At 63.4% G+C, this 17,172-nt stretch carries 16 protein-coding genes; 12 read left to right on the top strand and 4 right to left on the bottom strand.

What is annotated here, in order from left to right; all coding sequences use genetic code 11:
- Window positions 1-672: an N-acetylmuramate alpha-1-phosphate uridylyltransferase MurU gene (gene murU / locus CC207_RS16520; RefSeq protein ID WP_088852416.1), complete on the bottom strand. Its 672-nt coding sequence runs from the start codon at window positions 670-672 to the stop codon at window positions 1-3.
- Window positions 669-1,688: an aminoglycoside phosphotransferase family protein gene (locus CC207_RS16515; protein WP_062362974.1), complete on the bottom strand. Its 1,020-nt coding sequence runs from the start codon at window positions 1,686-1,688 to the stop codon at window positions 669-671. The genes murU and CC207_RS16515 overlap by 4 nt, the downstream gene beginning before the upstream one ends.
- Window positions 1,689-1,820: 132 nt before the next feature.
- Between CC207_RS16515 and CC207_RS16510 the strand changes: the two genes are divergently transcribed.
- From CC207_RS16510 to CC207_RS16460, 11 genes are all read left to right on the top strand, one after another.
- Window positions 1,821-4,631 carry an LPS-assembly protein LptD gene (locus CC207_RS16510; RefSeq protein WP_088852415.1) on the top strand — a complete coding sequence of 937 codons (2,811 nt, stop codon included), beginning with the start codon at window positions 1,821-1,823 and terminating at the stop codon, window positions 4,629-4,631.
- Window positions 4,612-5,931, top strand: a complete 1,320-nt coding sequence (locus CC207_RS16505) for a peptidylprolyl isomerase (RefSeq protein ID WP_028689030.1) — start codon at window positions 4,612-4,614, stop codon at window positions 5,929-5,931. The genes CC207_RS16510 and CC207_RS16505 overlap by 20 nt, the downstream gene beginning before the upstream one ends.
- On the top strand, window positions 5,928-6,917 hold the full coding sequence (gene pdxA / locus CC207_RS16500; RefSeq protein WP_028689031.1) for a 4-hydroxythreonine-4-phosphate dehydrogenase PdxA: 990 nt from the start codon (window positions 5,928-5,930) through the stop codon (window positions 6,915-6,917). Before CC207_RS16505 ends, pdxA begins: the two co-directional genes overlap by 4 nt.
- A complete protein-coding gene (gene rsmA / locus CC207_RS16495) occupies window positions 6,914-7,714 on the top strand; it encodes a 16S rRNA (adenine(1518)-N(6)/adenine(1519)-N(6))-dimethyltransferase RsmA (RefSeq protein ID WP_028689032.1) in 801 nt (266 codons plus the stop codon). Before pdxA ends, rsmA begins: the two co-directional genes overlap by 4 nt.
- 116 nt (window positions 7,715-7,830) lie before the next feature.
- Window positions 7,831-8,211 (top strand): Co2+/Mg2+ efflux protein ApaG, encoded by a 381-nt coding sequence (apaG, locus tag CC207_RS16490; protein ID WP_028689033.1) that lies wholly within the window; start codon window positions 7,831-7,833, stop codon window positions 8,209-8,211.
- Window positions 8,211-9,068: a symmetrical bis(5'-nucleosyl)-tetraphosphatase gene (locus tag CC207_RS16485; RefSeq protein ID WP_088852414.1), complete on the top strand. Its 858-nt coding sequence runs from the start codon at window positions 8,211-8,213 to the stop codon at window positions 9,066-9,068. Before apaG ends, CC207_RS16485 begins: the two co-directional genes overlap by 1 nt.
- Window positions 9,069-9,081: 13 nt before the next feature.
- Complete coding sequence (gene glpE / locus CC207_RS16480; RefSeq protein WP_028689035.1) at window positions 9,082-9,411, top strand: thiosulfate sulfurtransferase GlpE; 330 nt, start codon at window positions 9,082-9,084, stop codon at window positions 9,409-9,411.
- A 282-nt stretch (window positions 9,412-9,693) separates the two neighbouring features.
- Window positions 9,694-11,616 (top strand): PrkA family serine protein kinase, encoded by a 1,923-nt coding sequence (locus CC207_RS16475; protein ID WP_028689036.1) that lies wholly within the window; start codon window positions 9,694-9,696, stop codon window positions 11,614-11,616.
- A 119-nt stretch (window positions 11,617-11,735) separates the two neighbouring features.
- Window positions 11,736-13,007: a YeaH/YhbH family protein gene (locus CC207_RS16470; RefSeq protein ID WP_028689037.1), complete on the top strand. Its 1,272-nt coding sequence runs from the start codon at window positions 11,736-11,738 to the stop codon at window positions 13,005-13,007.
- Window positions 13,004-14,572: a SpoVR family protein gene (locus CC207_RS16465; protein WP_088852413.1), complete on the top strand. Its 1,569-nt coding sequence runs from the start codon at window positions 13,004-13,006 to the stop codon at window positions 14,570-14,572. The genes CC207_RS16470 and CC207_RS16465 overlap by 4 nt, the downstream gene beginning before the upstream one ends.
- Window positions 14,573-14,632: 60 nt before the next feature.
- Window positions 14,633-15,730, top strand: coding sequence for a hypothetical protein (locus CC207_RS16460; protein WP_062362959.1), 1,098 nt, complete (start codon window positions 14,633-14,635; stop codon window positions 15,728-15,730).
- A gap of 63 nt (window positions 15,731-15,793) precedes the next feature.
- Here CC207_RS16460 and folK read toward each other — a convergent pair whose 3' ends face one another.
- A complete protein-coding gene (gene folK, locus CC207_RS16455) occupies window positions 15,794-16,303 on the bottom strand; it encodes a 2-amino-4-hydroxy-6-hydroxymethyldihydropteridine diphosphokinase (RefSeq protein WP_028689040.1) in 510 nt (169 codons plus the stop codon).
- Window positions 16,294-16,650, bottom strand: a complete 357-nt coding sequence (folB, locus tag CC207_RS16450; protein ID WP_028689041.1) for a dihydroneopterin aldolase — start codon at window positions 16,648-16,650, stop codon at window positions 16,294-16,296. Before folB ends, folK begins: the two co-directional genes overlap by 10 nt.
- A 74-nt stretch (window positions 16,651-16,724) precedes the next feature.
- Here folB and plsY point away from each other — a divergent pair.
- Window positions 16,725-17,172: glycerol-3-phosphate 1-O-acyltransferase PlsY (gene plsY, locus CC207_RS16445; RefSeq protein WP_088852427.1), on the top strand; the 448-nt coding region annotated here is incomplete at its 3' end.

Here is a 17,172-nt window from a genome sequence, read left to right as displayed (position 1 = left end):
TCAGGCACGCTCGCCGATCAGGCGCTCGACATCAGCCAGGCGCTCGAGGGTGCCGACATCGATCCAGTGGCCACGATAGTGCTCGCCGCTCACCCGTCCTTCGGCCATAGCCTTGCGCAGCAGCGGGGCCAACTTGAACGCGCCGGGCCGGCATCCGTCAAACAGGGCCGGATCCAGCACCGAAATACCGCTGAAGGTCAGCGTTCCCGGGGCGTCGTCACCATCGCTCACCTGGCCATCCGCCAGGCGGAAGTCGCCACGTCCGTGATGACCGGGGTTGTCCACCAGTACCAGGTGTGCCAGCCCTTGCAGGGGAGCATTCAGGCCAGTGAAGTCGTAGTCGGTCCAGACATCACCGTTGACCAACAGGAACGGCGCATCCCCCAGCAGGGGCAACGCCTTGAAGATCCCGCCACCGGTTTCCAGTGGCTCGCCCTCCGCCGAGTAGCGAATGCGCAGGCCGAAGCGGCTGCCATCGCCCAGATGGTCCTCGATCTGCTGGCCGAGCCAGGCATGGTTGATGACCACTTCACGAATACCGGCGCGGGCCAGCGCCTCGAGGTGATACTCGATCAGCGGCTTGCCGGCGGCGGGCACCAGTGGCTTGGGCGTATGCAGGGTCAGCGGGCGCATGCGCTCGCCCTTGCCTGCCGCCAGGATCATTGCCTTCATGAACGCGCCTCGCCCTTGAGCTCGGCAATCAGTTGCCCCAGCTCGGCCAGTTCGGGACGGCGAGCGATCACTTCATCTATGTAGGCGAAGAAGCGTGGCACGTCGGTGAGATAGCGCGGCTTGCCGTCACGGTGGCAGATACGGGCAAAGATACCGATGACCTTGAGGTGGCGCTGCACGCCCATCAGGTCGCTGGCGCGGTGGAATGCTTCAAACTCGGACTGCACCGGGATACCGGCGGCGCGGGCCTTTTCCCAATAGCCACGCAGCCAGCCCTCCACGCGCGGCTGCGGCCAGCTGAGGAAGGCATCCTTGAACAGGCAGGTGATGTCGTAGGTCACCGGGCCGTAGACGGCATCCTGGAAATCCAGCACGCCCGGGTTGGGGGCGCTGTGCATCAGGTTGCGCGGCATGTAGTCGCGGTGCACCAGCACCTTTGGCTGGGCCAGGGCGCTGTCGATCAGCACCTGGCTGACCCGTTGCCAGGTGGCCTGCTGCGCTTCGCTGAAGGTCAGGCCGAGCTCACGGCCCACGTACCACTCGGGGAACAGCTCCACCTCGCGGCGCAGCAGGGCATCATCGTAGCTGGGCAGTGGCGCGTCCATCGGCAGGCGCTGGAACGCCAGCAGCGCATCGATGGCATCGGCGAACAGTGCGTCGGCGTTGTCCGAATCAATGATGTCCAGGTATGTCTGGCGGCCCAGATCGCCCAGCAGCAGGAAGCCACGTTCCAGGTCCTGGGCATGAATGACCGGCACGTTCACGCCCGCCGTGGCCAGCAGGTGGTCGATATCGACGAACGGGCGGCAATTTTCCTGCGGCGGCGGCGCATCCATGATCACGAAGCTGTGGCCGGCGCCCTCCCAGCGGAAGTAACGGCGGAAACTCGCATCGCTGCTGGCGGCGGTCAGGCTGCCGGTGGGCACTTCGCCCCAGGCGTTGCTACGGAACAGGCTCTCCAGTTGCCCGGTGAGCCAGGCGGTCAGTTGTTGCAGGCGTACATCGTGATCGGGCATTACGAGGGTTCTCCGACGGCCCTAGCCGTCAAGCGGGTCATGCTTTATTATCCAGCATCTTTTTCAGACCATCGAGAGGCGTGCGGCCCCCACACGCGGGCAGATGGCACGCAGGAAGCCCGGACTAATAAGATGGCATTGAAATCCCCCGCGTTTCGTAGGAAGTTTCCGTTGTTGGTGACTGGCGGTCTGCTGGCCCTGCAACCCCTGGCCACGTCGTACGTGGTGGCGGCCGAGCAGTTCGACTGCCAAGTGTCCGCCGCCGGTGGCTGGGACTGCAAGCCCAAGACCGCCGCCAACCTGCCTCCGCGCCCGGTTCATCCGGGCGCAGCCGCTGCCAGCTCGGGCGCCGAAGCGCCTGGCGAAGTCGCCGCGACCGAGGCCGAGAAGCCGATGCTGGTCACCGAGGCCAAGGGCCGCGGCCTGAAGTCGCGCAGCGAAGACTACAGCCACCTGGACTGGGTCCCGCGCGAGAAGCTCACCGCTGCGCAGCTGGCCGAGACCGGCCCGTACTGCGGCGGCGCCTACATCGAGCCGACCCGCCCGGGCATGAACGACTCCACGCCCAAGGACGAGTCGCCCACCTACATCAACGCCAAGGTCTCCAAGTACCAGCAGGAGCAGCAGATCGCCACCCTCGCCGGTGACGTGGTCATGCGCCAGGGCAGCATGCAGGCCGAGGCCGATGAGGCCAACCTGTATCAGGCCGAGAACCGGGGCGAGCTCAAGGGCAACGTCAAGATCCGCGACAACGGCTCGCTGGTGGTCGGTGACGAGGCGCAGATCCAGCTCGACACCGGCGAAGCCCGGGTCGACAACGCCGAATACGTGATGCACAAGTCGCACATCCGCGGCAACGCGCTGTACGCCAAGCGCGCCGAGAACGCCATCATCCGCCTCAAGGACGGTACCTATACCACCTGTGAGCCGGGCAGCAACGCGTGGCAGCTCAAGGGCAACAACATCACCCTGAACCCGGCCACCGGCTTCGGCACCGCGACCAACGTGACGCTGCGGGTCAAGGATTTCCCGGTGTTCTACACACCGTACATCTACTTCCCGATCGACGACCGTCGCCAGTCCGGCTTCCTGCCGCCATCGTTCAGCTCCAGCAGCGACACCGGCTTCATGCTGGTCACCCCGTACTACTTCAACTTGGCGCCTAACTACGACGCCACGTTGTACCCGCGCTACATGGCCAAGCGCGGCATGCTGATGGAAGGTGAGTTCCGCTACCTGACCAAGTCCAGCGAAGGTCAGTTCGGCGGCGCCTACCTGAGCGACCAGGACGACGACCGCAAGCTGCAGACGGACTACAAGAAAGAACGCTGGATGGTCAACTGGCAGCACAAGGGCGGGTTGGATGAACGCCTGATGGCCGAGGTTGACTACACCGACATCAGTGACCCGTTCTACTTCCAGGACCTGGAAAGCGACCAGATCGGCGTGCAGAGCCGTGATTATCTCAACCAGCGTGGAACGCTCACCTACCGTGGCGACTCCTACACCGCTGGCCTGAACGTGCACGCCTATGAGTTGGCGACCATTTCGCAGATCACGCCCTACGACCGCCTGCCTCAGCTGACCCTCAACGGCATGCTGCCGTTCCACCCGGGCGGTCTGGACTTTGGTTACGAAGCCGAGGCGGTACGCTTCGATCGTGACCTGAAGAATGACTTCGTCCTGGACAAAGATGGTAATCCGGATGTCTCTGCCGGCCTCCCTGGCCGCCGACTGGATGAAAACCTCTTCGGTGTTGCCCGCTCCAACGGCACCCGCCTTAACTTCGCACCCTCGATCAGCCTGCCGCTCGAGGCCAGCTATGGCTATGTCACGCCAAAGCTGAAGTACGTCTACACGCACTATGACCTCGATCTCGACAGCAAGGGCAAGAAAGACCTCGCCGACAACCCGGGCATGCTTGACGTGTATGGCGACTTCAAGAGCAATCAGAACCGCGATATTCCGGTCTTCAGTGTCGACAGCGGCCTGTACTTCGATCGCAATACCCAGCTGTTCGGAACGAATTACCGCCAGACTCTCGAACCGCGTCTGTTCTACCTCTACGTGCCGTACAAGGACCAGACCGACATCCCGTTGTTCGACTCCGGCGAGAGCACCTTCAACTACTCGTCGCTGTTCCGCGACAACCGCTTCACCGGCACCGACCGCATCGGCGACGAGAACAAGCTGTCGCTGGGCGTGACCAACCGCTGGATCGAAGACAACGGCTTCCAGCGCCAGCGTTTCAGCATCGGCCAGGCACTGTACTTCAAGGATCGCAAGGTCCAGCTACCAGGCATCGACTACCGCACCCGAGTGGACAGCAAGTCGGATGTCTCGCCGTACGCGCTTGAATACGAATACGCCTTCAACCGCGACTGGCGCTTCAACTCGGACTACAACTGGGATCCGGACACACGCAGCCCTCGTTCGGGCAGCGCGATGTTCCACTACCAGCCCGAGGACAACCCGAACAAGGTCGTCAACCTCGGCTATCGCTACCGCAACGACCTGATCACCTATGACTCGCAGACCGGCAACTGGAGGGTCGGCGGTGGTGACTACGGCACGCCAGGCACGCCCGGTTACATCAAGGACTACTACAAGATCCAGCAGCACGACTTCTCGGTCATCTGGCCGATCGTGCCGCAATGGAGCGTTATTGCCCGCTGGCAGCATGACTACAACCGTAACCGCACGCTGGAAGCGATGGGCGGCTTCGAGTACGACAACTGCTGCTGGAAACTGCGCCTGATCAATCGCTACTGGATGGACTACGACGACTTCAGCCAGGCAATACCTGAAAACGAAAAGGGCGACCACGGCATCTTCCTGCAGATCGTGCTCAAAGGGCTCGGTGGTGTAGTCGGCAACAAGGTCGAATCGTTCCTGGACCAAGGCATTCAAGGTTACCGTACACGTGAAGAGCAAGCTTATTGATCGTCTGCGCCCGCTGATGCTGGGCGCCGCAATGCTGAGTGGCGCGGTGCATGCCGCGGTGCAACCCATCGACCGCATCGTGGCCACCGTCGACAACGACGTGGTCATGCAGAGCCAGCTGGACCAGCGCGTGCGCGAAGTGCAGCAGACCATCGCCAAGCGCGGTGGTGGCGTGCCGCCTGCCGCCGCCCTGCAGCAGCAGGTACTGGAGCGTCTGATCGTCGAAAACCTGCAACTGCAGATCGGCGAGCGCTCGGGCATCCGCATCACCGACGAAGAACTGAACCAAGCCGTCGCCACCATTGCCCAGCGCAATGGCATGTCGCTGGAGCAGTTCCGCGCCGCCCTGGCCCACGACGGCCTGTCGTACGACGATGCCCGCGAGCAGATCAAGCGCGAGATGGTCATCAGCCGCGTACGTCAACGTCGCGTGGCCGAGCGTATCCAGGTGTCCGAGCAGGAAGTGAAGAACTTCCTCAACTCGGACCTGGGCAAGATGCAGATGTCGGAAGAGTACCGCCTGGCCAACATCCTTATCCCGACCCCGGAAGGCGCCAACTCGGAAGCCATCCAGGCCGCCGCCCGCCAGGTCGGCGATGTCTACCAGCAACTCCGGCAGGGCAAGGACTTCGGTCAGATGGCCATTGAGCGCTCCGCCAGCGAGAACGCCCTGGAAGGCGGCGAGATGGGCTGGCGCAAGGCCGGCCAGCTGCCACCTGACTTTGCCAAGATGCTCAGCAGCATGGCCATTGGTGACATTACCCAGCCGATCCGCATCCCCAACGGCTTCATCATCCTCAAACTCGAGGAGAAGCGTGGCGGCAGCGAGAGCATCCTGCGCGACGAAGTGCATGTGCGCCACATCCTGATCAAGCCGAGCGAGATCCGCAGCGAAGCCGCCACCGAGCAATTGGCCGAGCGTCTGTACGACCGGATCCAGAACGGTGAAGACTTCGCCGAACTGGCGAAGAGCTTCTCGGAAGACCCGGGCTCCGCGCTCAACGGCGGCGACCTCAACTGGGTCGACCCGAACAGCCTGGTGCCGGAGTTCCGCGAGCAGATGGCCAACGCCCAGCAAGGCGTGGTGACCAAGCCGTTCAAGACCCAATACGGCTGGCATGTGCTGGAAGTGCTGGGCCGCCGCGCCACCGACAGCACCGAGCAGGCGCGCGAGCAGCAGGCCATGAACGTCCTGCGCAACCGCAAGTACGACGAAGAGCTGCAGAACTGGCTGCGCCAGATCCGCGACGAAGCCTACGTTGAAATCAAGCTGCCTGGCGCTGACCAGGCCGCCCAGTGAAGCCCCAGCGCTTCGCCGTCACGCCCGGCGAGCCGGCCGGCATAGGTCCCGACCTGTGCCTGCTGCTCGCCGCCGAGGCCCAGCCCCACCCCCTGATCGCCATCACCAGCCGTGACCTGCTCGCCGAGCGGGCCGCGCAGCTGGGGCTGGCCGTCAGCCTGCTGCCCGTCACCCCCGACAGTTTCCCCAGCCTGCCAGCCCCCGCCGGCAGCCTGTACGTCTGGGACACGCCACTGGCCAACCCGGTGCTGGCCGGGCAGCTGGACAAGGCCAACGCCGCGTTCGTCCTGGAGACACTGACCCGGGCCGGCCAGGGCTGCCTCGACGGGCAGTTCGCCGGGATGATCACCGCCCCTGTGCACAAGGGTGTGATCAACGAGAGCGGGATCGCCTTTTCCGGGCACACCGAGTTCCTCGCCGACCTCACCCACACCGCGCAAGTGGTGATGATGCTGGCCACCCGAGGATTGCGCGTGGCCCTGGTGACCACCCACCTGCCCCTGCGCGATATCGCCGACGCCATCACTGGCGAACGCCTGGAGCGCGTCACCCGCATCCTGCATGCGGACATGCGCGACAAGTTCGGCATCGCCAACCCACGCATCCTGGTCTGCGGGCTCAATCCGCATGCCGGAGAAGGCGGCCACCTGGGCCGCGAAGAAATCGACATCATCGAGCCGGTGCTGCAGCGCCTGCGCGCCGAAGGCATGGACCTGCACGGTCCGCTGCCGGCCGATACCCTGTTTACCCCCAAATATCTGGAGCACTGCGACGCGGTGCTGGCGATGTACCACGACCAAGGCCTGCCCGTACTCAAGTACAAGGGCTTTGGCGCCGCGGTCAACGTGACGCTGGGCCTGCCGATCATCCGCACCTCGGTCGACCACGGCACCGCCCTGGACCTGGCCGGCACCGGCCGGATCGACACCGGCAGCCTGCGCGTCGCATTGGAAACCGCCTACCAGATGGCCGAGAACCGACCATGACCGAGCACTATCAACACCGGGCGCGCAAGCGCTTCGGCCAGAACTTCCTGCACGACGCCGGAATCATCGATCGCATCCTGCGGGCGATCAACGCCAAGGCCGGCGAACACCTGCTGGAGATCGGCCCCGGCCAGGGCGCCCTGACCGAGGGCCTGCTGGGTAGCGGCGCACAGCTGGACGTGGTGGAGCTGGACAAAGACCTGGTGCCGATCCTGCAACACAAGTTCGCCGGGCGCGACAACTTCCGCCTGCACCAGGGCGATGCCCTGAAGTTCGACTTCAACCAGCTGGGCGTGCCTGAGCGCAGCCTCAAGGTGGTCGGCAACCTGCCCTACAACATCTCCACCCCGCTGATCTTCCACCTGCTCAGCCATGCCGGGCTGATCCGCGACATGCACTTCATGCTGCAAAAGGAAGTGGTCGAGCGCATGGCTGCAGGCCCGGGTGGCGGTGACTGGGGCCGTTTGTCGATCATGGTGCAGTACCACTGCCGGGTCGAGCACCTGTTCAACGTTGGCCCTGGCGCCTTCAACCCGCCGCCGAAAGTGGACTCGGCCATCGTCCGCCTGGTGCCGCACGCAGTGCTGCCACACCCGGCCAAGGATGCACGGCTGCTGGAACAGGTAGTACGCGAGGCGTTCAACCAGCGCCGCAAGACCCTGCGCAACACCCTGAAAGGCCTGCTCGACAGCGCGGCCATCGAAGCCGCCGGCGTCGACGGCAGCCTGCGCCCCGAACAGCTGGACCTGGCCGCCTTCGTGCGCCTGGCCGACAAGCTGGCCGAACAGCAGGGCTGACCACGCGCCCGCTCTCTGCGTGGGAGCGGGCTTGCCCCGTGGTCAGTGATAACTGGCCTCCACCCCCGCCAATGGCCTAGACTGCGTTATTGCGTCAGTTCGCCCAAGGCCCTTGCATGTCCGACCCCCGCTATCAGATCGACGTCAGCGTCGTGACCCGCTACCTCAAAGAACAATCCGACCCCGAAAGCAGCCGTTTCGCCTTCGCCTACACCATCACCGTACAGAACAACGGCACGGTCACCGCCAAGCTGATGTCCCGCCACTGGCTGATCACCAACGGTGACGGCGAAGTCGAGGAAGTGCGTGGCGCCGGCGTGATTGGCCAGCAGCCGCTGATCGAGCCCGGCCAAAGCCACACCTACAGCAGCGGCGCGGTCATCAGCACCCGCGTCGGCACCATGCAGGGCAGCTACCAGATGTTCGCCGAAGACGGCAAGCGCTTCGACGCCACAATTGCCCCATTCCGCCTTGCCGTGCCTGGGGCCCTGCACTGATGGCCACCTATGCCGTCGGCGACCTGCAAGGCTGCCTACAACCGCTCAAGTGCCTGCTCGAACGCGTGCACTTCAACCCGGCGGTCGACCGTCTTTGGCTGGTGGGCGACCTGGTCAACCGCGGCCCCGAGTCCCTCGAGACCCTGCGCTACCTCTATTCGATCCGCCAGGCGCTGGTCTGCGTGCTGGGCAATCACGACCTGCACCTGCTGGCGGCCGGGCACAACGTCGAGCGGCTGAAGAAAAGCGACACCCTGCGCGAGATCATCGAAGCCCCGGACGCCGACCAGCTTTTGGACTGGCTGCGCCAACAGAAGCTGCTGCACTACGACGAAGTCCGTGGCATCGCCATGGTCCATGCTGGCATCCCGCCGCAATGGACCCTGGGCAAAGCGCTGGAGCTGGCTGCCGAGGTCGAGGAAGTGCTGCGCGACGACAGCCGCCTGAAGCTGTACCTGGACGGCATGTACGGCAACGAGCCGAACAAGTGGAGCAAGGACCTGGCCGGCGTCGAACGCCTGCGGGTGATCACCAACTACTTCACCCGCATGCGCTTCTGCACCGCCGCCGGCAAGCTCGACCTCAAGACCAAGGAGGGCGCCGACAGCGCCCCCAAGGGCTATAAGCCGTGGTTTGCCCACCCGGACCGTCGCTCGCGCCATGTGAAGATCCTCTTCGGCCACTGGGCCGCCCTCGAAGGCCGTGTCGACGTGCCCGGCGTGATCGCCCTGGACACCGGCTGCGTCTGGGGTGGCGCGATGACCCTGTACAATGTCGACAGTGGTGAACTCCACCGCTGCGACTGCACCCGCGAAGGCACCCCGCGCCCGCTGGCGCCACTCAATGAACATCCCTGAAGGAACCGCACCCATGAGCGAATTCAAGCGCATTACCCCCGAGCAAGCCCTCGAATTGCGTGCGCAAGGCGCGGTCGTGGTCGACATTCGCGACCCGCAGGCCTTTGCCGCCGGGCACATCGCCGGCGCCACTCATCTGGATAATCACTCGGTTGCCGATTTCATCCGCAACGCCGACCTGGACGCGCCTACACTGGTTGTCTGCTACCACGGCAATTCCAGCCAGAGCGCCGCCGCCTACCTGGTCGGCCAGGGCTTCTCCAACGTCTACAGCATCGATGGTGGCTTCGAGCTGTGGCGCAACACCTACCCGGCGGAAACCGCCCAGGGCAGCGCCGAATAATTTTTTCATTTTTCCTCCAGCCCGCGCTCGGCGCGGGCTTGCGCCCGACCTGACGAACGGTCGCAGGCGTCTTCTCGGCTCCCTGCCCTTGACCTTGCGTATAACCAACTATCCTTAAGCCCAGGCCATCCAAAAAAGGGGAGAGCCGGTACACCGGCGTGCGGGTCATCGGTAGCGTTCCAAGGTGTTCTGGGGGGTATACAGCAATCGGCGAGCCCGGTTGCATGCCAGCATCAGCTGACTGATCCGGCGTCGTCTCCACGTATCGAGCGAGGTGACGTCATGAGCATTTTTAGCCACTTCCAACAACGTTTCGAGTCCACCCGCCAGGAAGAACTTTCGCTGCAGGAGTACCTCGAGCTGTGCAAAGAGGATCGCAGTGCCTATGCCTCGGCGGCCGAGCGGCTGTTGCTGGCCATCGGCGAACCAGAGCTGATCGACACCTCAAGCAACTCCAGGCTGTCGCGGATCTTCTCCAATAAGGTGATCCGTCGTTATCCGGCCTTTGCCGACTTCCATGGCATGGAAGAGTGCATCGACCAGATCGTCTCCTACTTCCGCCACGCCGCCCAAGGCCTGGAAGAGAAGAAACAGATCCTCTACCTGCTGGGCCCGGTGGGCGGCGGTAAATCGTCGCTGGCCGAGAAACTCAAGCAGCTGATGGAGAAGGTGCCGTTCTACGCCATCAAGGGCTCGCCGGTGTTCGAATCGCCCCTGGGCCTGTTCAACGCCGCCGAGGACGGCCAGATCCTCGAAGAGGAATACGGCATCTCGCGCCGCTACCTCAACACCATCATGTCGCCCTGGGCCACCAAGCGCCTGCAGGAATTCGGCGGCGACATCAGCAAGTTCAGGGTGGTCAAGCTCTACCCGTCCATCCTCAACCAGATCGCCATCGCCAAGACCGAGCCGGGCGACGAGAACAACCAGGACATCTCGGCCCTGGTGGGCAAGGTGGATATCCGCAAGCTCGAGGAATTCCCGCAGAACGACGCCGACGCCTACAGCTATTCGGGCGCGCTGTGCCGGGCCAACCAGGGCCTGATGGAATTCGTCGAGATGTTCAAGGCGCCGATCAAGGTCCTGCACCCGTTGCTCACCGCGACCCAGGAAGGCAACTACAACAGCACCGAGGGGTTGGGCGCGATCCCCTACTCCGGGATCCTGCTGGCCCACTCCAACGAATCGGAGTGGCATACCTTCCGCAACAACAAGAACAACGAGGCCTTCATCGACCGGATCTACATCGTCAAGGTGCCGTACTGCCTGCGTGTCAGTGACGAGATCAAGATCTACGACAAGCTGCTGGTCAACAGCTCCCTGGCCAAGGCCCATTGCGCGCCTGACACTTTGAAGATGCTGGCCCAGTTCACCGTGCTCTCGCGCCTGAAAGAGCCCGAGAACTCCAACATCTACTCGAAGATGCGCGTGTACGACGGCGAGAACCTCAAGGACACCGACCCGAAAGCCAAGTCGATCCAGGAGTACCGCGACGCCGCGGGCGTCGACGAGGGCATGAACGGCCTGTCGACCCGCTTCGCCTTCAAGATCCTCTCCAAGGTGTTCAACTTCGACCCTCACGAGGTGGCGGCCAACCCGGTGCACCTGCTGTATGTGCTGGAGCAGCAGATCGAGCAGGAACAGTTCCCGGCCGAGGTGCGCGAGCGCTACCTGCGCTACCTGAAGGAATACCTGGCGCCGCGCTACATCGAGTTCATCGGCAAGGAGATCCAGACCGCCTACCTGGAGTCCTACAGCGAATACGGCCAGAACATCTTCGACCGCTATGTGCTGTACGCCGACTTCTGGATCCAGGACCAGGAATACCGCGACCCGGAAACCGGCGAGATCCTCAACCGCATCGCCCTCAACGAGGAGCTGGAGAAGATCGAGAAGCCAGCTGGCATCAGCAATCCGAAGGACTTCCGCAACGAGATCGTCAACTTCGTGCTGCGCGCCCGGGCCAACAACAACGGCAAGAACCCCAGCTGGCTCAGCTACGAGAAGCTGCGGGTGGTGATCGAGAAGAAGATGTTCTCCAACACAGAGGACCTGCTGCCGGTCATCAGTTTCAACGCCAAGGCCAGCAAGGAGGATCAACAGAAGCACAACGACTTCGTCACCCGGATGGTGGAGCGTGGCTACACCGACAAGCAGGTTCGACTGCTGTCGGAATGGTACCTGCGGGTCAGGAAATCGCAATAAAGCGACACGCTACACGCCGTGCGTCCGAGGCTGGCCTTGCCAGCCCGGGCGGCGGCGGCTGCTTTTACGTGCAGCTCGTAGCTTGAAGCGTGCAGCTGTTCCCAGCTACCGGAGGGACCATGAGCTACGTAATCGACCGACGCCTGAACGGCAAGAACAAGAGCACGGTCAACCGCCAGCGCTTCCTGCGGCGTTACCGTGAACACATCAAGAAGGCCGTCGAAGAGGCCGTGAGTCGCCGCTCCATCATGGACATGGAGCATGGCGAACAGATCAGCATCCCGGGTCGCGACATCGATGAACCCGTGCTGCACCACGGTCGCGGCGGCAAGCAGACCATCGTCCATCCCGGCAACAAGGAATTCACCGCCGGCGAACACATCGCCCGGCCACAAGGTGGCGGCGGTGGCGGTGGCCGCGGCAAGGCGGGCAACTCCGGCGAGGGCATGGACGACTTCGTGTTCCAGATCACCCAGGAAGAATTCCTCGAATTCATGTTCGAGGACCTGGAGCTGCCCAACCTGGTCAAGCGTCACCTGACCGGGGCCGACACCTTCAAGACCGTGCGCGCAGGCATTGCCAACGAGGGCAACCCGTCGCGCATCAACATCGTGCGCACCCTGCGCTCTGCCCACGCCCGGCGCATAGCCCTGACCGGCAGCAGCCGTGCCCTGTTGCGCGAGGCGCAAAAGGAACTGGAGCGGCTCAAGGTCGAGGAACCGGACAACTTCACCGACATCCAGGACACCGAGAGCGAGATCGAACGCCTAAAGGCGCGCATCAACCGCCTGCCGTTTCTCGACACCTTCGACCTGAAGTACAACCTGCTGGTCAAGCAGCCCAACCCCAGCTCCAAGGCGGTGATGTTCTGCCTGATGGACGTGTCCGGCTCCATGACCCAGGCCACCAAGGACATCGCCAAGCGCTTCTTCATCCTGCTGTACCTGTTCCTCAAGCGGAACTACGACCGCATCGAGGTCGTGTTCATCCGCCATCACACCAGCGCCCGCGAAGTGGACGAGGAAGAGTTCTTCTATTCCCGCGAGACCGGCGGCACCATCGTCTCCAGCGCGCTCAAGCTGATGCAGGAAATCATGGCCGAGCGTTACCCGGCCAGTGACTGGAATATCTACGCCGCCCAGGCCTCGGACGGCGACAACTGGAACGACGACTCGCCGATCTGCCGCGACATTCTCGCCAATCAGATCATGCAGCACGTGCAGTACTACACTTACGTCGAGATCACCCCACGCGAACACCAGGCGCTGTGGTACGAATACGAGCGCATCGGCGAGGCGTTCCCCGACACCTTCGCCCAGCAGCAGTTGGTATCGGCCGGCGACATCTACCCGGTCTTCCGTGAACTCTTCCAGCGCAGGTTAGCCACATGACCGCCAGAGAGCAGAGACGCCAGCCCATTTCCACCGGTTCCGAATGGACGTTCGAGCTGATCCAGACCTACGACCGCGAGATCAGTCGCCTGGCCGCCCGCTACGCCCTGGACACCTACCCCAACCAGATCGAAGTGATCACCGCCGAGCAGATGATGGACGCCTACGCCTCGGTGGGCATGCCGCTGGGCTATCACCACTGGTCCTACGGCAAGCAGTTCCTCAGTACCGAGAAGTCCTACAGCCGTGGCCAGATGGGCTTGGCCTACGAGATCGTGATCAACTCCGATCCGTGCATCGCCTACCTGATGGAAGAGAACACCATGTGCATGCAGGCACTGGTGATCGCCCACGCCTGCTACGGCCACAACAGCTTCTTCAAGGGCAACTACCTGTTCCGCACCTGGACCGACGCCAGCTCGATCATCGATTACCTGGTGTTCGCCAAGCAGTACATCGCCCAATGCGAGGAGCGCCACGGCATCGATGCCGTCGAGGACCTGATCGACTCCTGCCATGCCCTGATGAACTACGGCGTGGACCGCTACAAGCGCCCCTACCCCATTTCCGCCGAGGAAGAACGCCGCCGGCAGAAGGAGCGCGAAGAGCACCTGCAACGGCAGATCAACGACCTCTGGCGCACCATCCCCAAGGGCGCCGAAAAGGGCGGCGAGAAAGACGACGCGCGCTTCCCGGCAGAACCCCAGGAGAACATCCTCTACTTCATCGAGAAGCACGCCCCGCTGCTGGAGCCCTGGCAGCGCGAAGTGGTGCGCATCGTGCGCAAGATCGCCCAGTATTTCTACCCGCAGCGCCAAACCCAGGTGATGAACGAAGGCTGGGCGACCTTCTGGCACTACACCCTGATGAACGACCTCTACGACGAGGGGCTGATCACCGAAGGCTTCATGATGGAGTTTCTGCAGTCGCACACCAGCGTGGTGTTCCAGCCAGGCTTCGACAGCCCGTATTACAGCGGTATCAACCCCTATGCTCTGGGCTTTGCCATGTACACCGACATCCGCCGCATGTGCGAGCACCCTACCGAGGAGGATCGCCGCTGGTTCCCGGACATCGCCGGCAGCGACTGGCTGTCGACGATCAAGTTCGCCATGAGCAGCTTCAAGGATGAGAGCTTCATCCTGCAGTACCTGTCACCCAAGGTGATGCGTGACCTCAAGCTGTTCAGCATCCTCGACGACGACCAGCGCGACGACCTGCTGGTGCCGGCGATCCATGACGAGGACGGCTACCGCACCATCCGCGAGCAGCTGGCCGCGCAGTACAACCTGGGCAACCGCGAGCCCAACGTGCAGATCTGGAGCATCGACCGGCGTGGCGCCCGCTCGCTGACCTTGCGCCACCAGCAGCACAACCGCAAACCCCTGGGCGACTCCACCGAGGAGGTGCTCAAGCACCTGCACCGCCTGTGGGGCTTCGACATTCACCTGGAGACCGTGCAGGGCGATCAGGTGATGAAGACCCACCACATGCCACCGCGCAGCGAGCACAGCGAGGCCGGCGACTACGGACGCATGGACCTGGCCGTGGTACACCACCTCTAGCCATCACACACCTCCATTTCTGCCGACAGGGTATCCTGTCGGCAGAAAAGGAGGTTTCACATGCAGATCTACAAGGTTGGCGGCGCTGTACGTGACCGCCTGCTCGGCCGTCCGGTCAGCGACGTCGACTGGCTGGTGGTTGGCGCCAGCGTCGAACAGATGCAGGCCCTGGGCTACCGCCCGGTGGGCGCGGATTTTCCGGTTTTTCTTCACCCCAGGTCCGGTGAGGAGTACGCCCTGGCCCGCACCGAGCGCAAGAGCGGGCGCGGTTATGGGGGTTTCACCTTCCACGCAAGCCCCGACGTCACCCTCGAAGAAGACCTGATTCGCCGCGACCTGACCATCAACGCCATGGCCGAGGACGAACACGGCCAGCTGTACGACCCCTACCACGGCAAGGCAGACCTGGATAACCGAATCCTTCGCCATGTTTCCCCGGCATTCGCAGAAGATCCACTGCGAGTGTTGCGTGTTGCGCGCTTTGCGGCGCGCTATGCACCTCTGGGTTTCGAGGTTGCCGACGAAACCCTTGCCCTCATGCGGCAGATCGCCGAGTCGGGCGAACTGCAGGCGCTTACTGCCGAACGCAGCTGGAAGGAGATCGAACGGGCATTGATGGAAAACGAGCCACAGGTGTTCGTCGAGGTGCTGCGCAGTTGCGGCGCACTGAAAGAGCTTATGCCAGAGCTGGAGCACGGCACCGATACACTGACTGCACTGCACCAGGCGGCCAGGCACCAGCAATCCCTGCCTGTGCGTTGGGCTTGCCTGCTGCGCGGATTGGAATCAACGGCGATCAAAGCACTCAACCAGCGCTTCAAGGTCCCACGCGAATGCCAGGAACTGGCGGTACTGGTGGGGGAGTTCGCCGAACAGGCCGATCAAGCTCTGGCACTTGAGCCGACAAGCCTGCTGGAAATGCTGCAGAAGTTTGATGTGTACCGTCGGCCGCAGCGTTTCGACGACTTCATTGCCGCGTGTGAAATGGCAGCAGTGGACTCGAGTTATCCACAAGGCAAGTACCTGCGCGATGCAGCTGCGGCAGCTCGGGCCGTGGATGTGAAGCCGCTTGTGCAACAGGGCCTGACCGGCCAAGCCTTGGGGGAAGCGCTGAAGGCGCAAAGGCTCAAGGCGCTGAAGGCCTACACGCAGCAGTGAGCCCATCGCAGGGAGCAAGTCCGATTGGTGGAAGAGGGCTTGCTCCGCGATCGCAAGTGCGGCTCAGACCTGCGTGAGCTGCAGCCCACGCCACTCGAACGGCACCGGCGCCAGTACCTGATCGATGCTCGCCTCTTCCCACAACTGCGCCATGGGCTTGCCGACCCCAGGGTGCACCCGTTGGGGCGCCAGCAAAGACAAGGGCCACAGCACGAACGCGTTCTTCAGGATCTCCGCCCGCGGCAGCACCAAGCCGTTGAAGGTGCCATGCAGATCGTCGTACAGCAGCACGTCGATATCCAGCGGAAGGCCCTTGCGGTCGGGTGCGTAGCGGCCATTTTCCGCTTCGATGAACTTCAGCCGGCGGTCCAGCTCCAGCAGCGGCAGGTCGGTCTTGCCGGTCACCACGAAGTTGATGAATGGCCCGCTCTTGATACCCACTGCCTGGCTTTCGAACGCCGGCGAGCAACGCATGTCGATGAGTATCGCAGCCAGGGCATCGAGCCCGGCGCACAGGTGCCGCTCGCGGTCGATGTTGCTACCCAGCCCGAGATATACGGTACTCAGAGACATCCGCGCTCGATCTCCACGCCAACGCCGCCCCGGGCCGCAGGCACCGCACCCGGCTTGGTCAGTTTCAGCCGCACCCACGGGATCTTGAACTCTTCCATCAGTACGGCCACCAGACGCTCGGCAAAGGTCTCCACCAGTTCGAAGCGCGCCTGCTCGGCGAAGGCCTGGACGCGCGCCGAGACACTGGCGTAGTCCAGGGCCAGCGACAGGTCGTCACCGGCCGCCGCCGGGCGGTTGTCCCAGGCGAAACTCAGGTCAAGGCGCAGGCATTGGCGAATATCCCGCTCCCAGTCATAGGCACCGATGACGGTATCGACTTCCAGGCCTTCGATGAACACTCTGTCCAAGCACTTCTCTCCACAGCACGACAAGGGCGACGGGCGCCGTTAGAATCAGGGCGTCCTCGCCCGGAATAGTTAGCATGTTTTGGTCACTGGCGCTGCTTGCCTACCTGCTCGGCTCTCTGTCCTTCGCCATCGTCCTGAGCCGCCTCAGCGGCAGCCCCGACCCGCGCTCCAGCGGCTCGGGCAATGCCGGCGCGACCAACATGCTACGCCTGGCCGGCCGCAAACTGGCGATCCTGACGCTGCTCGGCGACCTGTGCAAGGGCATGTTGCCAGTACTGCTGGCCCGCCTGGCCGGGCTCGACCAGCAGGAGCAGGCCTGGGTCGGCATCTGCGCGGTGCTCGGCCACCTGTTCCCGGTGTACTTCCGTTTCCAGGGCGGCAAGGGCGTGGCCACTGCCGCCGGCATGCTCATGGCGTTGTACTTTCCCGCCGCGCTGCTGGCCATCGGCGCCTGGCTGCTGACCTTCTACCTCACCCGCACCAGCTCGCTGGCGGCGTTGATCGCCACGCCATTGACGCTGC

This window comes from Pseudomonas sp. DrBHI1, assembly GCF_002205115.1.
Lineage (GTDB): Bacteria > Pseudomonadota > Gammaproteobacteria > Pseudomonadales > Pseudomonadaceae > Aquipseudomonas > Aquipseudomonas mosselii.
The sequence above is the reverse complement of the archived record's forward strand: the minus strand, read 5'-3'. Positions and strand labels throughout refer to the sequence as shown.